Source organism: Sulfuritortus calidifontis, assembly GCF_003967275.1.
Classification (GTDB): Bacteria; Pseudomonadota; Gammaproteobacteria; order Burkholderiales; family Thiobacillaceae; genus Sulfuritortus; species Sulfuritortus calidifontis.
The window spans coordinates 944157-961444 of sequence record NZ_AP018721.1 but is presented as its reverse complement, the minus strand read 5'-3'; the positions used below and the strand labels follow the sequence as shown (position 1 = coordinate 961444).

At 66.4% G+C, this 17288-nt stretch carries 17 protein-coding genes; 1 reads left to right on the top strand and 16 read right to left on the bottom strand.

The genetic code is table 11. From position 1 onward, the window contains the following. Positions 1 to 6: 6 nt before the first annotated feature. The 3 genes from purL to EL388_RS05075 all read right to left on the bottom strand — a co-directional run bounded on the left by purL (position 7) and on the right by EL388_RS05075 (position 4684). Complete coding sequence (purL, locus tag EL388_RS05085) at positions 7 to 3942, bottom strand: phosphoribosylformylglycinamidine synthase (RefSeq protein ID WP_126460561.1); 3936 nt, start codon at positions 3940 to 3942, stop codon at positions 7 to 9. A gap of 29 nt (positions 3943 to 3971) precedes the next feature. Next, a complete protein-coding gene (locus EL388_RS05080) occupies positions 3972 to 4370 on the bottom strand; it encodes a response regulator (RefSeq protein WP_126460558.1) in 399 nt (132 codons plus the stop codon). A gap of 74 nt (positions 4371 to 4444) precedes the next feature. Beyond that, a complete protein-coding gene (locus EL388_RS05075; protein ID WP_126460556.1) occupies positions 4445 to 4684 on the bottom strand; it encodes a hypothetical protein in 240 nt (79 codons plus the stop codon). A gap of 62 nt (positions 4685 to 4746) precedes the next feature. Here EL388_RS05075 and EL388_RS05070 point away from each other — a divergent pair, with 62 nt between their 5' ends. Then, on the top strand, positions 4747 to 5598 hold the full coding sequence (locus tag EL388_RS05070) for an NAD(P)H-hydrate dehydratase (RefSeq protein WP_126460553.1): 852 nt from the start codon (positions 4747 to 4749) through the stop codon (positions 5596 to 5598). Here EL388_RS05070 and galU read toward each other — a convergent pair whose 3' ends face one another. From galU to EL388_RS05005, 13 genes are all read right to left on the bottom strand, one after another. Next, the gene (gene galU, locus EL388_RS05065; RefSeq protein ID WP_126460550.1) at positions 5599 to 6477 is read right to left on the bottom strand and encodes a UTP--glucose-1-phosphate uridylyltransferase GalU; all 879 of its coding nucleotides are present in this window, start codon (positions 6475 to 6477) and stop codon (positions 5599 to 5601) included. It lies immediately after the preceding gene. Positions 6478 to 6749: 272 nt separating this feature from the next. Continuing rightward, positions 6750 to 8783 (bottom strand): NAD-dependent DNA ligase LigA, encoded by a 2034-nt coding sequence (gene ligA / locus EL388_RS05060; RefSeq protein WP_420856652.1) that lies wholly within the window; start codon positions 8781 to 8783, stop codon positions 6750 to 6752. Between the two features lie 10 nt (positions 8784 to 8793). Continuing rightward, a complete protein-coding gene (locus EL388_RS05055; protein WP_126460544.1) occupies positions 8794 to 9981 on the bottom strand; it encodes a cell division protein ZipA in 1188 nt (395 codons plus the stop codon). Then, a complete protein-coding gene (gene ftsB, locus EL388_RS05050) occupies positions 9978 to 10346 on the bottom strand; it encodes a cell division protein FtsB (protein ID WP_126460541.1) in 369 nt (122 codons plus the stop codon). The genes EL388_RS05055 and ftsB overlap by 4 nt, the downstream gene beginning before the upstream one ends. A gap of 1 nt (position 10347) precedes the next feature. Further along, positions 10348 to 11631, bottom strand: coding sequence for a phosphopyruvate hydratase (gene eno / locus EL388_RS05045; RefSeq protein ID WP_126460538.1), 1284 nt, complete (start codon positions 11629 to 11631; stop codon positions 10348 to 10350). A 50-nt stretch (positions 11632 to 11681) separates the two neighbouring features. Further along, positions 11682 to 12524, bottom strand: coding sequence for a 3-deoxy-8-phosphooctulonate synthase (kdsA, locus tag EL388_RS05040; protein ID WP_126460535.1), 843 nt, complete (start codon positions 12522 to 12524; stop codon positions 11682 to 11684). Then, on the bottom strand, positions 12521 to 14191 hold the full coding sequence (locus EL388_RS05035) for a CTP synthase (RefSeq protein ID WP_126460532.1): 1671 nt from the start codon (positions 14189 to 14191) through the stop codon (positions 12521 to 12523). Before EL388_RS05035 ends, kdsA begins: the two co-directional genes overlap by 4 nt. A gap of 164 nt (positions 14192 to 14355) precedes the next feature. Beyond that, entirely contained in the window at positions 14356 to 15111 is a 756-nt protein-coding gene (locus tag EL388_RS05030; protein ID WP_172599382.1) for a sulfite exporter TauE/SafE family protein, read from the bottom strand. Positions 15112 to 15121: 10 nt separating this feature from the next. Then, the gene (locus EL388_RS05025) at positions 15122 to 15436 is read right to left on the bottom strand and encodes a DUF190 domain-containing protein (protein WP_126460529.1); all 315 of its coding nucleotides are present in this window, start codon (positions 15434 to 15436) and stop codon (positions 15122 to 15124) included. 2 nt (positions 15437 to 15438) lie between these two features. Further along, a complete protein-coding gene (crcB, locus tag EL388_RS05020; RefSeq protein WP_126460526.1) occupies positions 15439 to 15819 on the bottom strand; it encodes a fluoride efflux transporter CrcB in 381 nt (126 codons plus the stop codon). Positions 15820 to 15840: 21 nt separating this feature from the next. Next, the gene (locus EL388_RS05015; protein WP_126460524.1) at positions 15841 to 16320 is read right to left on the bottom strand and encodes a DUF302 domain-containing protein; all 480 of its coding nucleotides are present in this window, start codon (positions 16318 to 16320) and stop codon (positions 15841 to 15843) included. Positions 16321 to 16347: 27 nt separating this feature from the next. Then, positions 16348 to 16689 (bottom strand): winged helix-turn-helix domain-containing protein, encoded by a 342-nt coding sequence (locus EL388_RS05010; RefSeq protein ID WP_197721823.1) that lies wholly within the window; start codon positions 16687 to 16689, stop codon positions 16348 to 16350. A gap of 130 nt (positions 16690 to 16819) precedes the next feature. Further along, on the bottom strand, positions 16820 to 17278 hold the full coding sequence (locus tag EL388_RS05005; protein ID WP_165919207.1) for a nitrate reductase cytochrome c-type subunit: 459 nt from the start codon (positions 17276 to 17278) through the stop codon (positions 16820 to 16822). Between the last annotated feature and the right edge of the window lie 10 nt (positions 17279 to 17288).

The following is a 17288-nucleotide window of genomic DNA, read 5'->3' as shown; positions in this document are numbered from 1 at the left end:
CCAGGCTCAACCCACCCAGACCCGCGCGTTGCGGAAGATCCGCAGCCAGGGGCCGTCCTCCTGCCAGCCGTCCGGCCGCCAGGAGTGCTGCACGGCGCGGAAGACCCGCTCCGGGTGGGGCATCATCACGGTGAAGCGGCCGTCCGTCGTGGTCAGGCCGGTGATGCCGCCCGGCGAGCCATTGGGATTCATGGGGTAGGCCTCGGTCGGCCGGCCATAGTTGTCGACGTAACGCAGGGCCACCTGCGCCTTTTGCCGGTCAGCCTCGGCGGCGAACACCGCCCGGCCCTCGCCGTGCGCCACGACGATGGGCATGCGGCTGCCGGCCATGCCGGCAAACAGGATGGATGGGCTTTGCGGCACCTCGACCATGACGAAGCGGGCCTCGAACTGCTCCGACAGATTGCGCTCGAAGCTGGGCCAGTGCTCGGCACCGGGGATGATGGCCTTGAGCCGGCTCATCATCTGGCAGCCGTTGCAGACCCCGAGGGCGAAGGTGTCGCCGCGCTGGAAGAAGGCCTGGAACTCGTCGCGCGCGCGGCTGTTGTGCAGGATGGAGGCCGCCCAGCCGCCGCCGGCGCCGAGCACGTCGCCGTAGCTGAAGCCACCGCAGGCGACCAGGCCCTTGAAGTCCTTGAGCGAAACGCGGCCGGACAGGATGTCGCTCATGTGCACGTCGATGGCGTTGAAGCCGGCCTTGGTGAAGGCAGCGGCCATCTCGACCTCGCCGTTCACCCCCTGCTCGCGCAGGATGGCCATCTTGGGCTGGCTGGCCGCCTTCTTCACATAGGGCGCCGCCACGTCTTCGTTCAGGTCGAAACCGAGCTTCACCGATAGGCCGGGGTCCTGGGCGTCGCCCAGGCCGGCGAATTCCTGGCGGGCGCAGTCCGGATTGTCGCGCAGAGCCTGGATGCGATGGCTCACCTCCGACCAGGCGGTGATCAGATCGGTCCGCGCCTCGTCGAACACCGGCTCGCCTTCGCGCAGGATGCGCACCCGGTCGCTCTGGTTGGTCGTGCCGACGATGTAGATGGCCTCGCTCAGGCCCTCGGTCATGAAGGCCTCGACCACCGCGGGCGTGTCGGCCCGGCGCACCTGCAACAGGGCGCCGAGCTCCTCGTTGAACAGCACGCCAAGCAGGCGGGCCGTCGAGAACTGCTCGATGCCCTCGGCCTCGGGGTCCGCCTGCTCGTCCTTCTGGATGCGGTAATAGCAAAGCTCGGCGATATCGAGATCGACCCCGGTATGGCCGGCGAAGGCCATCTCGCAGGCCGTGGCGAACAAGCCGCCGTCAGCACGGTCGTGATAGGCCAGCAGCTTGCCCGCCTGGTTGAGCCGCTGGATCAGGCCGAAGAAGGTCTTCAGCCGCTCGGGCGATTCCAGGTCGGGGCAACGATCACCCAGTTGGCCGTAGACCTCGGCCAGGATGCTGCCGCCCAGGCGGTTCTTGCTCGCGCCCAGGTCGACCAGGATCAGATCGGTCTCGCCCTGGTCGGTACGCAGTTGCGGGGTGAGAGTGCGACGGGCATCCAGCACCGGGGCAAAGGCGGTGATGATCAGCGACAAGGGCGAGACCACCGCCTTCTTCTGGCCCTGGTCTTCCCAGCGGGTCGCCATGGACATGGAATCCTTGCCGACGGGGATGCTGATCCCCAGTTGCGGGCACAGCCCCTTGGCCACGGCCTTGACCGTATCGAACAGCGCGGCGTCCTCGCCCGGATGGCCGGCCGCGGCCATCCAGTTGGCCGACAGCCGAATGTCGGAGATATCGGCCACCGCGGCGGCGGCGAGATTGGTCACCGACTCGGCCACGGCCATGCGACCGGAGGCGGCCGGGTCGATCAAAGCCAGCGGCGTGCGCTCGCCCATGGCCATGGCCTCGCCCAGGTCGGTGTCGTAACCCAGCGTCGTCACAGCGACGTCGGCCACCGGCACCTGCCAGGGACCGACGAACTGGTCGCGCGCGGTGAAGCCGCCGACGGTGCGGTCGCCGATGGTGATGAGAAAATTCTTGCTCGCCACGGTGGGATGGCGCAGCACGCGATAGGCCGCCTCCTTCAGCTCGATGCCGGTCGCGTCGAAAGGCTTGAGCACGGGCTTCACATGGCTGACGTCGCGGGTCATGCGCGGCGGCTTGCCCAGCAGCACGTCCATCGGCATGTCGACCGGCGTATTGCCGAAATGGCGGTCGGTCACGGTCAGCTGGCCATCGTCGGTGGCGACGCCGACCACGGCGAAGGGGCAGCGCTCGCGTTCGCACAGGGCGCGGAAGCGGTCCAGGTCCTTGGGTGCGATGGCCAGGACATAGCGCTCCTGCGACTCGTTGCACCAGATCTCTTTCGGCGCCATGCCCGGCTCTTCGCTCGGCACCTCGCGCAGCTCGAATTTCGCGCCCAGGCCCGCGCCGTGCGCCAGTTCCGGCATGGCGTTGGACAGGCCGCCGGCGCCGACGTCGTGGATGGAGAGGATGGGATTGTCTTGCCCAAGCTGCCAGCAACGGTCGATCACCTCCTGCGCCCGGCGCTGGATCTCCGGGTTGCCGCGCTGGACCGAATCGAAGTCCAGGGCCTCGGCGTTGGCACCCGCGCCCATGCTGGAGGCAGCACCGCCACCCATGCCGATCAAAAGGCCCGGACCGCCCAGCTGGATCAAGAGCGTGCCGGCCGGAAACGACCGCTTGTGAATGTGATCCTCGCGGATGTTGCCCACGCCGCCGGCCAGCATGATCGGCTTGTGATAGCCGCGCACCTGGCCGTCCGGCGTCTGCTGCTCATAGGCACGGAAATAGCCGGCCAGATTGGGCCGGCCGAATTCGTTGTTGAAGGCGGCGGCGCCGATCGGCCCCTCGATCATGATCTGCAGGGGCGAGACGATGCGGCCCGGCTTGCCATAGCCCTTCTCCCAGGGCTGCTCGAAGCCCGGGATCTTCAGGTTCGACACCGTGAAGCCGCACAGGCCGGCCTTGGGCTTGGAGCCGGTGCCGGTGGCGCCCTCGTCGCGGATCTCGCCGCCCGAACCGGTGGCCGCGCCGGGGAAAGGCGCGATTGCGGTCGGGTGGTTGTGGGTCTCCACCTTCATCAGGATGTGGGTGGGTTCCTCGTGGAAGCGATAGCCGTGGTCGGCATCCGGATAGAAACGGGCGATGGTCGCGCCCTCGATCACCGAGGCATTGTCGGAATAGGCCGACAGCGTGCCCTGCGGGCGTACCTGGTGGGTGTGGCGGATCATGCCGAACAGCGACTCGCTCTGTTCCTTGCCGTCGATGATCCAGCTGGCGTTGAAGATCTTGTGCCGGCAGTGCTCGGAGTTGGCCTGGGCGAACATCATCAGCTCGACGTCGGTCGGGTTGCGCCCCGCCTTGGTGAAGTTCTCCACCAGATAGTCGATCTCGTCCGGCGACAGGGCCAGGCCCCATTCGGCGTTGGCCCGCTCCAGGGCGGCCTTGCCACCCGCCAGCAGATCGACGCTGGCCAGCGGCTGCGGCGCCACGTGCTCGAACAGACGGGCGGCCTCGCGCTCGTCGAACAGCACGCTCTCGGTCATGCGGTCGTGCAGGTGGCCCAGCGCAGTCTGCAAAGTCGCGTTGTCCGGCACCCGGCTGCCGTTCCAGTCCAGGCGGTAGGCGATGCCGCGCTCGATGCGCTTGACCGCGGCCAGGCCGCAGTTGCGGGCGATGTCGGTGGCCTTGGACGACCAGGGCGAGACCGTGCCCAGGCGTGGGGTCACCAGGATGGCGACCGGCTCGGCCTGGTGCGGCCCGGCATGGAGCAGTTCAGTGAGAAAGGCCAGGTCGTCGGCCGCCAGCGGGGCCGACAGCTCGACGAAATAGCGGAATTCGGCCACCACCGACTGGCAGCCCAGCGGGCGCAGGCGCTCCAGCAGCTTGTCGATACGGAAGGCGGACAGCGCGGGCGCGCCGCGCAGAGTGAGGACCTCGGACATGGGTCAAACCGGCGTGGAAAATCCGGATTTTACCCGATGCCCCCCTCCGGCGTGGCCTTCATTGCCTGATGCAGGGCGTCGGCCACCCGCTTGGCATTGAACGGCTTGATGATGTAGCCCATGGCGCCGAAGCTGACCGCCTCGCGCACCGTCGCGGTGCTCGAATCCGAGGTGATCATCACCACCCTGACCTCGGGGCATTCCTTGCGCAGCGCCTTCAGGGTATCCACCCCTGACATGCCCGGCATCATCACGTCCAGGCAGACGATGTCGGGGTCCAGACCCTTGCACATGGCAATGGCATGCTCGCCGTCCATGGCCTCCCCGGCCAGATCCCAGCCTTCGGAGCGCAGGATCACCTTGAGCAGGCTGCGGATCATGGTGTCGTCATCGACGATGAGCACCTTGCCGTGCGGCTTCTTATCCATAAACACTCGGTCTAGAGCAAAAAACGAGCCGGCATAGCCGGCTCAGGCAGCCCGTAATGATACGGCAAACAGGCTTATTTTTTGCGATCGGTGCCCGACGTCTGCTTCAGATAATCGACGCCGCAATAATGCAGCAGGTAATCCGGCGCGTCCGGACTTTCGTCCAGCACGTCGGCCACCTCGTCGGCCAATTGCTCGCAATCGACCTGGACACAGGCCTTGTCCAGCTCACAGGCCACCACCGGCCCGCCGGACGGGGAAACCGGCATGTTCAATACCGGCTCGGTCGGAAGAGTTGTCAGATTCGGCTTCATGGTCACCTCCTCTCAAGACATCTGTAATAAATTTATAGACCATACAAATCGGTCAAATATCCATGAACCAGGCAATTGACATCCACCCCGAGACCCTGCGCCACTGGCTGAAACCCCGCGCCGCAGACAGCCACAAGGGCGACTTCGGCAGCGTCGGCGTCGTCGGCGGCGCCCCGGGCATGGCCGGCGCCGCCCTGCTGGCGGCCCGCGCCGCGCTGTGGCTGGGGGCCGGCCGGGTCTACGTCGGGCTGTTGGACAACCGAATCGCGCTCGACCCCGGCGCGGCGGAAGCAATGCTCGTACCACCGGAGCGAGCCTTGCAGCTCGAAGCGCCGGCCTGCCTGGTGCTCGGGCCGGGCCTGGGCCACAGCGGCACCGCCCGGCAATGCCTGCAAGAGGCCCTGGCCAGCCCCCTGCCCCTCTTGATCGACGCCGACGGCCTGAATCTGCTGGCCCGCGATACCGAACTCCAGGCCCTGCTCAGGCAACGCCAAGCCCCCAGCCTGCTCACCCCCCACCCCGGCGAGGCCGGCCGCCTGCTGGGCCTCGACAGCAGCGCCGTGCAGGCCGACCGCCTGGGCGCCGTGCAACGACTGACCGAAACCTATGGCTGCCTTGCCCTGCTCAAGGGCGTCGGCAGCCTGATCGCCGGCCCGAGCGGCGTCCTCTGGCGCAACACCACGGGCAACCCCGGCCTGGCCAGCCCCGGCATGGGCGACGTACTGGCCGGCATGATCGGCGCCCTGACCGCCCAAGGACTGGATTTGGAAAAAGCGGCCGTCTATGCCGTGCACCTGCATGGCGCGGCGGCGGACAAACTGGTTTCGGATGGGACGGGGCCGGTCGGGCTGACGGCGAGCGAAGTGGCGCGGGCGGCGCGCGATTTGCTCAATGCCTGGCTGAAACCCGCCTGATCATTGTTGGCAGAACCTTGCCTTGAGATAGCGCGAGATTTCCTCGCTGATCTCCGGGTGCTTCAGGGCGTATTCCACCGTGGCCTCGACATAGCCGGCCTTGCTGCCGCAGTCGTAGCGCTTGCCGATGAATTCGTAGGCCAGCACCGGCTCGTCCGCCAGAAGCGCCTCAATGGCGTCGGTCAACTGGATCTCGCCGCCGGCGCCGCGCGGGAGGTGCTTCAGGTGATGGAAGATGCGCGGAGTGAGCACGTAACGGCCGACCACGGCCAGGGTGGACGGCGCGACCTCGGGCTTGGGCTTTTCGACGATGCGGGTGACCTTGTGCAGGCGTTCGGCCTGCGGCGCGGTGGCGACGATGCCGTAGGAACTGGTCTCGTCCCGTTCGACGTTCTGCACGCCGACCAGCGAGCACTGCTGCTGCGCGTAGAGCGCCGTCATCTGGCTCAGGGCGCCGGGCTCGGCGTCGATCAGGTCATCGGCCAGGATCACGGCGAAGGGCTCGTTGTTGATCGCCGGCTCGGCGCAGAGCACGGCGTGGCCCAGGCCCAGGGCCTCGGCCTGGCGGATGAAGATGTAATGCACGTTGAGCGGCAGCATGGCGCGCAGCTCTTCCAGCACCTTGGTCTTGCCGCGCGTCTCCAGTTCCACCTCCAGCTCGTAGGCCTTGTCGAAGTGGTCGGCGATGGCGCGTTTGGTGCGGCCGATGATGAAGATGAGATCGGTGATGCCGGCGGCGATGGCCTCCTCCGCCGCATACTGGATCAGGGGCTTGTCGACGATGGGCAGCATCTCCTTGGGACTGGCCTTGGTCGCCGGCAGGAAACGCGTCCCCATCCCCGCAGCCGGAAAAACAGCCTTCGTGATCTTCTTTGTCATTTATCCTCTCCACCTTCACGCCACAACCCAAGCGAAGGCTGTTTTCGGCGTAGGCTAATGCCGGCATCGCCGGCGTTAAGCGACCGAAGGGAGCGGCCGGAGACAAACACCGCCTTGGTAATGCGTTTCATAGAACCCCCCGATTCCAGGGTATTGGCACGTGCATCGGTGTCAGCAGGCGGTGTTCGTCGTAGGCTAACCCCGCGTAGCGGGTGTTAAGCGACCGCAGGGAGCGGCCGGAGACAACAACCGCCCTCACAATATCCACCAACTTATTTCTCCCCCAGCAATTCCAGCAACTGCGCCTCATCCAGAATGGTAACGCCCAATTCTTGCGCCTTTGTGTATTTCGAGCCGGGGTCGGCCCCGGCCACGACGTAGTCGGTCTTCTTCGACACGCTGCCGGCCACCTTGCCGCCCGCCGCCTCGATCCTGGCCTTGGCCGCCTCGCGCGACAAATCAGGCAGGGTGCCGGTGAGGACGAAGGTCTTGCCGGCAAGGTGTCCTGCCGTGACCGGCTGCGCTGCGCCATCCTGCCAGGCCTGGGCCGCGCGCAGGCGCTCGATCACCGCCCGGTTGTGCGGCTCGGCGAAGAAGGCGAGGATGGATTCGGCCACCACCGGCCCGACGTCGGGCACCTGCATCAGCATCGCCGCATCGGCCTGCATCAGGGCATCCAGCGTGCCGAAGTGGCGGGCCAGGTCCTTGGCCGTCTGCTCGCCGACATTGCGGATGCCCAGGGCCAGGATGAAGCGGGCCAGATCCTTGTGCCGGCTGGCTTCGATGGCGGCGATCAGGTTGCTCGCCGATTTCTCGGCCATGCGCTCCAATTCCGAAAGCTTTACAAGATTGATCTTCTTCACGTCATACAAGTCGGCCGGAGTTTCAATCAGCCCCTTGTCGACCATCTGCTCGACCAGCTTGTCGCCCAGTCCCTCGATATCCATGGCCCGGCGCGAGGCGAAGTGGATGATGGCCTGCTTGCGCTGGGCCGGGCAGGAGAGGCCGTTGGTGCAGCGCGCCGCCGCCTCGCCCTCGAGCTTGACTACCGGGGCGCCGCACTCCGGGCAACGGGTCGGCATCGCAAATGGCTCATGCAGCGGTGTGACCAGATCGCGCATGGGCCGCCGCTCGGGCAGGATCGCCACCACCTCGGGGATGACGTCACCGGCCCTGCGCACGATCACGGTGTCGCCCACGCGGACATCCTTGCGCCGCACCTCGTCCTCGTTGTGCAGGGTGGCGTTGGTGACGGTGACGCCGCCGACGAAGACCGGCTTCAGCCGCGCCACCGGGGTGAGCACCCCGGTGCGGCCGACCTGGACGTCGATGGCCTCGACCACGGTCAACTCCTCCTGGGCCGGGTACTTGTGGGCGATCGCCCAGCGCGGCGCCCGGGCGACGAAACCCAGGGCCTCCTGCTCGGCCAGCCGGTTCAACTTGTACACCGCGCCGTCGATCTCGTAGGGCAGCTTGTCGCGCTTCGCGCCGAGCTCGGCGAAGTAGTGCAGCAGCCCCTGCACGCCGCGCACGATGCGGCGCTCCGGGCAGACGGGGAAACGCAGGCGGCCGAGCCAGTCCATCACCTCGCCGTGGGTGGGCGGCAGCTCGACACCCTCGACCCGGCCGATGCCATAGGCGAAGAAGGTCAGCCGACGCCTGGCGGTGACCCGGGAATCAAGCTGGCGCAGGCTGCCGGCCGCGGCATTGCGCGGGTTGGCAAATTCCTTTTCGCCGCGGCTGCGGGCATCGGCATTGAGCCGCTCGAAGTCGCGCTTGAGCATGAGCACCTCGCCGCGCACCTCCAGCCACGGCGGCGCGTCCTCGAGCTTCAGAGGGATGGCGTGAATGGTGCGCAGATTGGCGCTGACGTCCTCCCCGGTATAGCCATCGCCGCGAGTGGCGCCCTGGACGAACTGGCCATCCTGGTAATGCAGAGTGATGGCGAGGCCGTCGAACTTGGGCTCGACGGCATACTCCAGTTCGCCGTCATGGCCCAGGCCCTCGCGCGCCCGGCGGTCGAAGGCCACCACGTCTTCCTCGCTGAAGGCGTTGTTGAGCGAGAGCATGGGCACGGCATGGGCGACTTCGGCAAAGGCCTTGAGCGGCGCGGCGCCCACCCGCTGGGTGGGCGAATCCGGCGTCGCCAGTTCGGGATGCGCCGCCTCCAGCGCTTGCAGCTCGCGCAACAGCCGGTCGTATTCGGCGTCGGGGACTTCCGGGGCGTCGAGGACGTAATACTGGTAGTTGTGGTGCTCGATCAGCCGGCGCAATTCGGCGATGCGCCGCTCCACCTCACTGCTCACGCCCTGCGCCTCACACGAAGAGCCGGCTGGCGCGCTCGCCGCCGGCCGGGATGCCGCGGGCATCCATGCTGGCATAGGCCTCGGCCAGGCGCTGGTGGATCTTCTGCAGGCTCTCCTGACTGACCAGCTTGCCGTTGTCGTCGACCAGGCGGCCACCCAGGGACCGGGCCAGGCGCTGGGCGAGCTCGGCCATGCGGTCGAACACCATCAGGCCGTCGGCCACGTTGGGCACGTCGAACAACAGAGTGATGCCGTGCGTGCTGGCGCCGACCCGCTCGGGCTGGAACGGCTCATCCGACTGATTGGCCAGGCTGTAGAGGGTACGGCCGGCGGCATTCTTCAGGGCATAGCTGCCGTCGGGCTGCAGGGTGAGGCCGGCCTCGGTGGCGCAGCGATGCACCTCGGAGACCAGGAAGGGCCGGCCGTCGGGGGCCACGATGTTGAGGCCGATCAGGACGTCGACCTCGATGCAGAACAGATCCAGGGCGCGAGCCAGCTCCAGCGCGGCGTACTTGTCCGGGCAGGACACCGCCCCGCCCTGCTCGGCCGCGAAGTTGTAGAGGGCCCGGCAGAAGGCGTCGATCTGCGCCGAGGTCACGGCGCCCGAGCGGTCGGCCAGCTGCAGGCCCAGTTCCAGGGCCGCATAGCTCGCCCGGCTGGGGCCGGCCACGGGCTCCCAGCGACCGTCCGGCCCTTGGGCCATCGCCCGTACCGGCTTGCCGATCTGGCGCACCTGCTCGATCAGGCCGACCACCGGCGCCATCACCGGCTGACTGAAACGCAGCCGGGCGATGTATTCGGTATCGGGATCGAGCGGACTTTCCTGCTCGAACTGGGCAGCCTCGAACGCCGGGGCAGGAGCCGGTTGAGCGGCAAGGGCTTCAGGCTCCGGCTCACGCGGCGCAACGAACGGCCCAGGCTCCGCCTCGGCCTGGCCGGCCCCGATCTCGGGCTGACCCCAGGACTCGTTGCCAGGGGATGCATAGTCGTGGACTTGGGCGGCATCGAGCTGGATGCGCGGCTCCACCCGCTCGGGCTCGGCCGTCGCTGGCTGGGCCAAATCGAGCGGCTCGATCTCGCGATGGAACAGGCGCAGGGATTCCTGGCGGTATTTACGCTCCTGCCACCAGTTGTAGAGCAACACCCCGAGCACCAGGGCGACGCCGAAGCCGATCAGCACGAGCTGAAAGGGGGTCATGGCCGGCCCTTGCCTTGTTCGGGCGCAGTCAGCGGCGCCGGACCGCTGCCTTGACCATTGCCTTGATTCGTCTTCACCGAGGTCTCCCCACCAGTCGGTTCCATGACCTGGAAAAATACCTCATTGCGCTTGATCATGCCCAGTTCGAACCGGGCCCGCTCCTCGATGGCGTCGAAGCCCTGTTTCAAATCGTTCACTTCGGCCGCCAGCTTGGCGTTGCGCATGGCCAGGGCCTCGTTGGCGGTCTTCTGCTGCTCGACCTGGCGCTCCAGCTCCCAGACCTTGAGCCAGCTGCCCTTGCCCAGCCACAAAGGGTATTGCAGCAAGAGGATGAGCAGGGCGAGCAGAAGCCCTAGGCCGCGCATGTCACTTCAATTGGTAAAAGGCCTCTCGACCGGCATAGGCAGCACGCTCGCCCAGCTCTTCCTCGATGCGCAGCAACTGGTTGTATTTGGCCATGCGGTCGGAACGGGAGAGCGAGCCGGTCTTGATCTGCAGGGCATTGCTGCCCACGGCCAGGTCGGCGATGAAGGCGTCCTCGGTCTCGCCCGAGCGGTGCGAGATCACCGAGGTCCAGCCGGCGCGCTTGGCCATCTCGATCGCCTCGAAGGTCTCGGACAGGGTGCCGATCTGGTTGACCTTGATCAGGATGGAATTGGCCACGCCCTTCTGGATGCCCTCTTTCAGGATTTTCGTGTTGGTCACGAAGATGTCGTCGCCGACCAGCTGGATGCGCTTGCCCAGCTTGGCGTTCAGGGTCGCCCAGCCGTCCCAGTCCTGCTCGGCCATGCCGTCCTCGATGCTGACGATGGGGTACTTGTCGACCCAGGCGGCCAGGTAGTCGGCGAACTCGGCCGCGCTCAAGGCCAGGCCCTCGGATTCCAGGTGGTACTTGCCGTCCTTGTAGAACTCGGAACTGGCGCAGTCGATGCCGATCAGCACATCGCTGCCGGCCTGGTAGCCGGCGGCGCCGATCGCCTCGACGATGACCTTGAGCGCCTCTTCGTTCGACTTCAGGTTGGGCGCGAAGCCGCCCTCGTCACCCACGCTGGTGGCGTGCCCGGCCTTGTGCAAAAGCTTCTTCAGGCTGTGGAATACCTCGGCGCCGCAACGCAGGGCCTCGCGGAAGCTCCCCATGCCGGCCGGGATGATCATGAACTCCTGCATGTCGATGCTGTTGTCGGCGTGGGCGCCGCCGTTGATGATGTTCATCATCGGCGTCGGCAGGCGCATCGGGCCGGCGCCGCCCAGATAGCGGTAGAGCGGCAGGCCGGCCTCCTCGGCGGCGGCGCGGGCGCAGGCCAGGGACACGGCCAGGGTGGCGTTGGCGCCCAGGCGCGACTTGTTCTCGGTGCCGTCCAGCTCCAGCAGGGTCTGGTCGATGAAGCTCTGCTCCTCGACATCCAGGCCGATCAGGGCCTCGGCGATCTCGGTGTTGACGTTCTCGACCGCATTGAGCACGCCCTTGCCACCGTAGCGCTTGGCGTCGTTGTCGCGCAGCTCGATCGCCTCGCGGCTGCCGGTGGAGGCGCCGGAGGGCACGGCGGCGCGGCCCATGACACCGGATTCCAGCAGGACATCGGCTTCGACCGTGGGGTTGCCGCGGGAATCCAGGATCTCGCGGGCGATCACATCAACAATGGCACTCATTTCTTTTCCGTTTCCTTTTCTCACACATCGACAGCGGCGAGCCGCCGCTGTTACATCAATTTTTGTTCGATGAAGCCGCGCTGTTTCACCAAAGCATCGATCTCCTTCAGCGTGGTGAGCAGCTCGCGCATCATGGGCAGCGGCCAGGCATTGGGGCCGTCGGACAAAGCGCGGGCCGGGTCGGGGTGGGTCTCGGCGAACAGGCCGGCCACCCCGACCGCCACCGCCGCCCGTGCCAGCACCGGCACGAACTCGCGCTGGCCGCCGGAGCAGGTGCCCTGGCCGCCTGGCTGCTGCACCGAGTGGGTGGCGTCGAACACCACAGGACAGTTGGTCTCGCGCATGATGGCGAGCGCGCGCATGTCGGAGACCAGGGTGTTGTAGCCGAAGGAGGCGCCGCGCTCGCAGACCATGATGGTGTCGGCCCCGCCGTTGGCGGCCTTGGCCTTGTCCACCACGTTCTTCATGTCCCAGGGGGCAAGGAACTGACCCTTTTTGATGTTGACCGGCTTGCCGGTGGCGGCCACGGCCTGGATGAAATCGGTCTGCCGGCAGAGGAAGGCCGGGGTCTGCAGCACGTCGACCACCTCGGCCACGGCGGCGATCTCGGCCTCGGTGTGGACATCGGTCAGCACCGGCACGCCGATCTCTTTCTTCACCTCGGCCAGGATCGCCAGGCCGCCTTCCATGCCCAGACCGCGGAAGGAGGCGCCGGAGGAGCGGTTGGCCTTGTCGTAGGACGACTTGTAGATGAAGGGCACACCCAACTCGGCACAGAGCTCCTTCAACTGGCCGGCGGTATCGAAAGCAAGCTGCTTCGATTCGATCACGCAGGGTCCGGCGATCAGGAACAACGGCTTGTCGAGGCCGACCTCGAAACCACACAGCTTCATGCTTGCTCTCTTTCAGTCTTGCTTTGGGCCGCATCGCCCAGCCGGCGCTGACGCTGGGCCAGGGCGGCCTCGACGAAGGCCTTGAACAAGGGATGACCTTCGCGCGGATTGGAGGTGAACTCAGGGTGGAACTGGCAGCCGACGAACCAGGGATGGTCCGGCAACTCGACCATCTCGCACAGGTCGGTGCCCGGCGCCCGGCCGGAAACCCGCAGGCCCTTGGCCTCGAGCTGGGCCAGCAGGGTGTTGTTGACCTCGTAACGGTGACGGTGGCGCTCGATGATCTCGGGCTGGGCATAGACCTGGCGGGCCAGCGAGCCCTCGGCCAGCTTGCAGACCTGGCCGCCCAGGCGCATGGTGCCTCCCAGGTCGGAGTTCTGGTCGCGCCGCTCGACCTGGCCTGCGCGGTCGAGCCACTCGGTGATCAGGCCGATCACGGGGTAGGGCGTCTCCGGCTCGAACTCGGTGGAATGGGCCCCCGCCATGCCGGCGACATCGCGGGCGAACTCGACCACGGCCAGCTGCATGCCCAGGCAGATGCCCAGATAAGGCACCTTGTTTTCGCGGGCATAGCGGATGGCCGCGATCTTGCCTTCGACCCCGCGCTTGCCGAAGCCGCCGGGCACCAGGATGGCGTCCATGCCTTCCAAGGCCTTGGTGCCCTCTTTCTCCAGCTGTTCGGAATCGATGTAGTGGATCTTGACCTTGCTCCGGGTGTGCATGCCAGCGTGGATCAGGGCCTCGGTCAGCGACTTGTAGGATTCGGTCAGGTCGACGTACTTGCCGACGAAGGCGATGTCGGCCTGGTATTGCGGGTGCTCCAGGGCCTCGACCAGGCGTTTCCAGACCGAGAGGTCGGCCGCCCGGGCCAGGATGCCCAGCTTGTGGCAGACGATCTCGTCCAGCATCTGGTCGTGCAGCATGCCCGGGATCTTGTAGATGCTGTCGGCGTCCAGGGCCTCGATCACCGCCTCCGGCTGGACGTTGGTGAACAGGGCGATCTTGCGCCGCTCCTCGGCCGGAATGGAACGGTCGGCCCGGCAGAGCAGGACATCGGGCTGGATGCCGATCTCGCGCAGGTCCTTGACCGAGTGCTGGGTCGGCTTGGTCTTGAGCTCGCCGGCGGTCGGGATATAGGGCAGCAGGGTGAGATGGATGAAGCAGGTCTTGTCCCGGCCCTCCTCGATGCCCATCTGGCGGATGGCCTCGAGGAAGGGCAGCGATTCGATGTCGCCCACCGTGCCGCCGATCTCGACGATGGCCACTTCGGCATCGCCGGCGCCCTGGCGGATGTGCAGCTTGATCTCATCGGTGATGTGCGGGATGACCTGCACGGTCTTGCCCAGGTATTCGCCCCGGCGCTCCTTCTTGATCACGGATTCGTAGATCTGGCCGGTGGTGAAGTTGTTGCGCTTGGACATCTTGGCCGTGCTGAAGCGCTCGTAATGGCCAAGGTCGAGGTCGGTCTCCGCTCCGTCCTCGGTCACGAACACCTCGCCGTGCTGGAACGGGCTCATGGTGCCCGGGTCGACGTTGATGTAGGGATCGAGTTTGAGGAGGGTGACCCGGAGGCCGCGGGATTCGAGAATCGCGGCGAGCGAGGCGGCGGCAATCCCTTTACCCAGGGATGAAACCACGCCACCGGTGACAAAAACGTATCGGGTCATGGCATAGGCGGTGGAGGTGATGCGAGATTCTACTAAAAAAGCCGGACCTTGGCGAAGGCGGGGCCGGCTTTCGACGCCGGCCAATGCCTGCCAGGCAGGCGTTGAGCCGCGCAGCGGACGGCGCCCCAACCCATGCCGCCGCGCGCCGGCGCCTGTCTGCGCGCCTAGCCGAAGATCAGCTTGAGCCCGATCAGGATGGTGGTGGCCTCGAAGGCGCGCTTGATCCAGCGATTGCCCTTCTTGATCGCCAGATGGCTACCGAGATAACCGCCCAGGATGGAGCCGGCCAGCAGCGCCGGCATCCAGCCCCAGGCCACGGTGCCGAGCACGCCGAGCACCAGCGCCCCCGTGCCGTTCCAGAAAAATCCGCAAAGAATCAAGGTGTAAGCCACCGCGCGCTTGTAGTCGAGGCCGAAATGGCGGATCAGCCAGATGGTGAGAAACAACCCGGTGCCCGAGGTGATGGAGCCATTGAGAAAACCCACGACGAACAGGCCGGCCATGCCCAAGGCCAGGCCCGCACCCGTCTGATTGCGCGGGGTGTAGTCCATGCCCAGGCGCGGTTTGAACACCGAATAGAGGCCGAGTCCTGCGGTGAGCAGGCCCAGCAGGAAGGTGGCGATCTGCGGCGGCACCTGCAGGATGGTCGAGGCACCCAGGACCACCCCGGGCAGGCCGGCGCCCAGGATGATCAGGGAAAAGCGCCGCTCCAGATGGCTTTCCCGCCAATGCCGGGTGATCGCGCCGATGCCGAGGAAGACGCTGGCCACCTTGTGCGTGGCCAGGGCGACGCCGAAGGGCAGGCCGAGGAAGATCAGCATGGGCAACTGGATCAGGCCCGCCCCGCCGCCGGACAGGGCGGAGAACCAGTTGGCGACGAGGGAGACGAGGAAAAGGACGAACTGGTCGGTCAACGGCACGTCAGCCGGATCAGCGCCCGGTCACGCCGTAGCTCACGGCGTAGGTGATATAGGCCAGCTCCAGGCCGGCCTCGGCCACCACTCCGATCAGGGCCCGGATGCGCTCGGCCTCGGCGAAGAATTCGACGCATTCGGGCAAGGTGCCGGCCAGCTCGAAGAAGGTGTCCTCGTGCAGACCGTGCCGGCCGAAGCCGGCGTGGGCCCGATAGGCGGTGCCGCCCGGTATGCCCTGGGCCTGCGCCTGCTCGAACAGCCAGTCATGGATGGGGCGCCCCTGGTGGCGCATGACCTCATGAGTGAAGAACCGCACGCAAAGACCGTCCATGCTCAACCTTTCAGCAAACGAAACGTCCAGACCCCCAGGCCGGTCATGACCAGGGAGCCGATCAGATGGGCCCCGATCGCCGCCAAGCCCATTGCATACTGCGCCCGGCTCAAGAGGGTGAAGACCTCGGCGGAAAAGGTGGAGAAGGTGGTCAGGCCACCGAGAAAGCCGGTGATCACGAACAGCCGCGCCTCGGGCGACAGGCCGGGATGCTGGGCGAAATAGGCGATGGCCAGGCCGATCAGGTAGCCGCCGATCAGGTTGGCGGCCAGCGTGCCCAGCGGCAGCCCGGCATGGACCGGGTTGAGCCAGAGCCCCAGGCCCCAGCGCAGCCAGGCACCGAGGGCGGCCCCCAGGCCGACGGCAGCGAACGACGCAAGCATATCCACCCAGCCCCGGCCGGCTTACTGCAGGGCCTCGTGCGCGATCTCGTTCAGCATCTTCTCGATGTCGGCCAGGGCCTTCCGGCTCGCCTTGCCGGCGCCGGGCGCCAAGGGCTTGCGGTAGGCCACGTTGACCACGTCCGGCTTGTCCGGAGTGACATAGATATTGACGATGAAGGGGCAGAACGCAATGTTGCGCGGATCGGCCTCCATCATCGCCCGCGACAGGTCGGCCTTGCAGAACTGGATCTGGTCGCCGCGCAGATAGACCTGGCGGGTCAGCCCGATGTCGCGGCCGGTGCGGGCCAGCATGTCGGCGATATAGCTCTGGTGGTCGATCTTCATGCCGCGGTTCTCGATCGCCATCACTGCGCTCTCGCGGACATCGTCGAACTTGGCCTTCTTGCTCATGACCACGATGTAGTCGCCGCTGGCGAAGGCCGCCGGTGCCAGCAGCATCAGCCCGACAAGGCCGGTGAAAAAGAGGTTCAGTCGTTTCATATTCATCTCCTTGATTTTATTCACACTTCAGCGCGCCAAAGCCAACATGGCCTCCACCTCTTTCGAGACCGCCTTGGCAGCTTTGGTTTCCATGCGCCGGTAGCGCTCGAGCACGGTTTCGCCCAGCTCGGTCAGGCACGCACCGCCGCCGCGCACACCGCCGGCAGCGGTATCGATCAGAGCCTGGGGGAACACCCGGTTCAGGCCATCGGCCATCAGCCAGGCCCGGCGATAGGAAATATGCAGCTGTCTGGCCGCGCCGGAGATCGAGCCGGCCTCGCGGATCGCCTCCAGCAGACGAACCTTGCCCGGGCCCAGATTGAGCGGGTCGGAGAACAGGATGCGAATTTGGCAGGTGGCGGCGGACACGTCGATAGCGCGAATCTCGATGCCGCCATTCTAGCAGGCCGAGGCCGAGCACCCCGGCAAAGAAAAGCCGGCGGCCCGCCGAAACTGCGCGGGACGCCGGCAAGGAGGAGACCGGATTGAACTGCTACTGCTACTTCTGCTTGCTGAAGGTGTTGTCGACCAAGGGCTTCACCGTCGCCTGCGGGGTGTGGCACTGGGTGCAGTTGTAGCGGCCCATGTGCATCGCGCTGGCCTTGTCGTCGACATAATGGCTGATCGGCATGGGCGTCGGCTGCCCCTTCACCTTCTTGCCGATCATCGAGGGCTGCTGATGACAGCCGATGCAGGCATTGGAATCACGGGTGATCGGGGTGAAGCCATCGATGTTGTGCGGCACCTGCGGCGGCGCGCCCAGATAGGCCCGCGGCAGCACCTTGCCCGAGAAAGGCGCGACATCCCGGTACTGGAAAGTCTGCGGGTCGGGCACGTCATAGACACTGGTCTTGGACAGGCCGATCTGGTCATCCGCGACGGCTTTCTTGTCGGCTGCCCCCGCCTGCACAGCAAAGACCAACGACAGCGCCGTTCCGATCATTAAGAGCTTTTTCATCACATCCTCC

What these genes read in the sequence shown, in the direction of transcription:
- purL (WP_126460561.1), bottom strand. Translation starts at nt 3,942, where the DNA reads ATGTCCGAGGTCCTCACTCTGCGCGGCGCGCCCGCGCTGTCCGCCTTC.
- EL388_RS05080 (WP_126460558.1), bottom strand. Translation starts at nt 4,370, where the DNA reads ATGGATAAGAAGCCGCACGGCAAGGTGCTCATCGTCGATGACGACACC.
- EL388_RS05075 (WP_126460556.1), bottom strand. Translation starts at nt 4,684, where the DNA reads ATGAAGCCGAATCTGACAACTCTTCCGACCGAGCCGGTATTGAACATG.
- EL388_RS05070 (WP_126460553.1), top strand. Translation starts at nt 4,747, where the DNA reads ATGAACCAGGCAATTGACATCCACCCCGAGACCCTGCGCCACTGGCTG.
- galU (WP_126460550.1), bottom strand. Translation starts at nt 6,477, where the DNA reads ATGACAAAGAAGATCACGAAGGCTGTTTTTCCGGCTGCGGGGATGGGG.
- EL388_RS05055 (WP_126460544.1), bottom strand. Translation starts at nt 9,981, where the DNA reads ATGACCCCCTTTCAGCTCGTGCTGATCGGCTTCGGCGTCGCCCTGGTG.
- ftsB (WP_126460541.1), bottom strand. Translation starts at nt 10,346, where the DNA reads ATGCGCGGCCTAGGGCTTCTGCTCGCCCTGCTCATCCTCTTGCTGCAA.
- eno (WP_126460538.1), bottom strand. Translation starts at nt 11,631, where the DNA reads ATGAGTGCCATTGTTGATGTGATCGCCCGCGAGATCCTGGATTCCCGC.
- kdsA (WP_126460535.1), bottom strand. Translation starts at nt 12,524, where the DNA reads ATGAAGCTGTGTGGTTTCGAGGTCGGCCTCGACAAGCCGTTGTTCCTG.
- EL388_RS05035 (WP_126460532.1), bottom strand. Translation starts at nt 14,191, where the DNA reads ATGACCCGATACGTTTTTGTCACCGGTGGCGTGGTTTCATCCCTGGGT.
- EL388_RS05025 (WP_126460529.1), bottom strand. Translation starts at nt 15,436, where the DNA reads ATGGACGGTCTTTGCGTGCGGTTCTTCACTCATGAGGTCATGCGCCAC.
- crcB (WP_126460526.1), bottom strand. Translation starts at nt 15,819, where the DNA reads ATGCTTGCGTCGTTCGCTGCCGTCGGCCTGGGGGCCGCCCTCGGTGCC.
- EL388_RS05015 (WP_126460524.1), bottom strand. Translation starts at nt 16,320, where the DNA reads ATGAAACGACTGAACCTCTTTTTCACCGGCCTTGTCGGGCTGATGCTG.
- EL388_RS05005 (WP_165919207.1), bottom strand. Translation starts at nt 17,278, where the DNA reads ATGAAAAAGCTCTTAATGATCGGAACGGCGCTGTCGTTGGTCTTTGCT.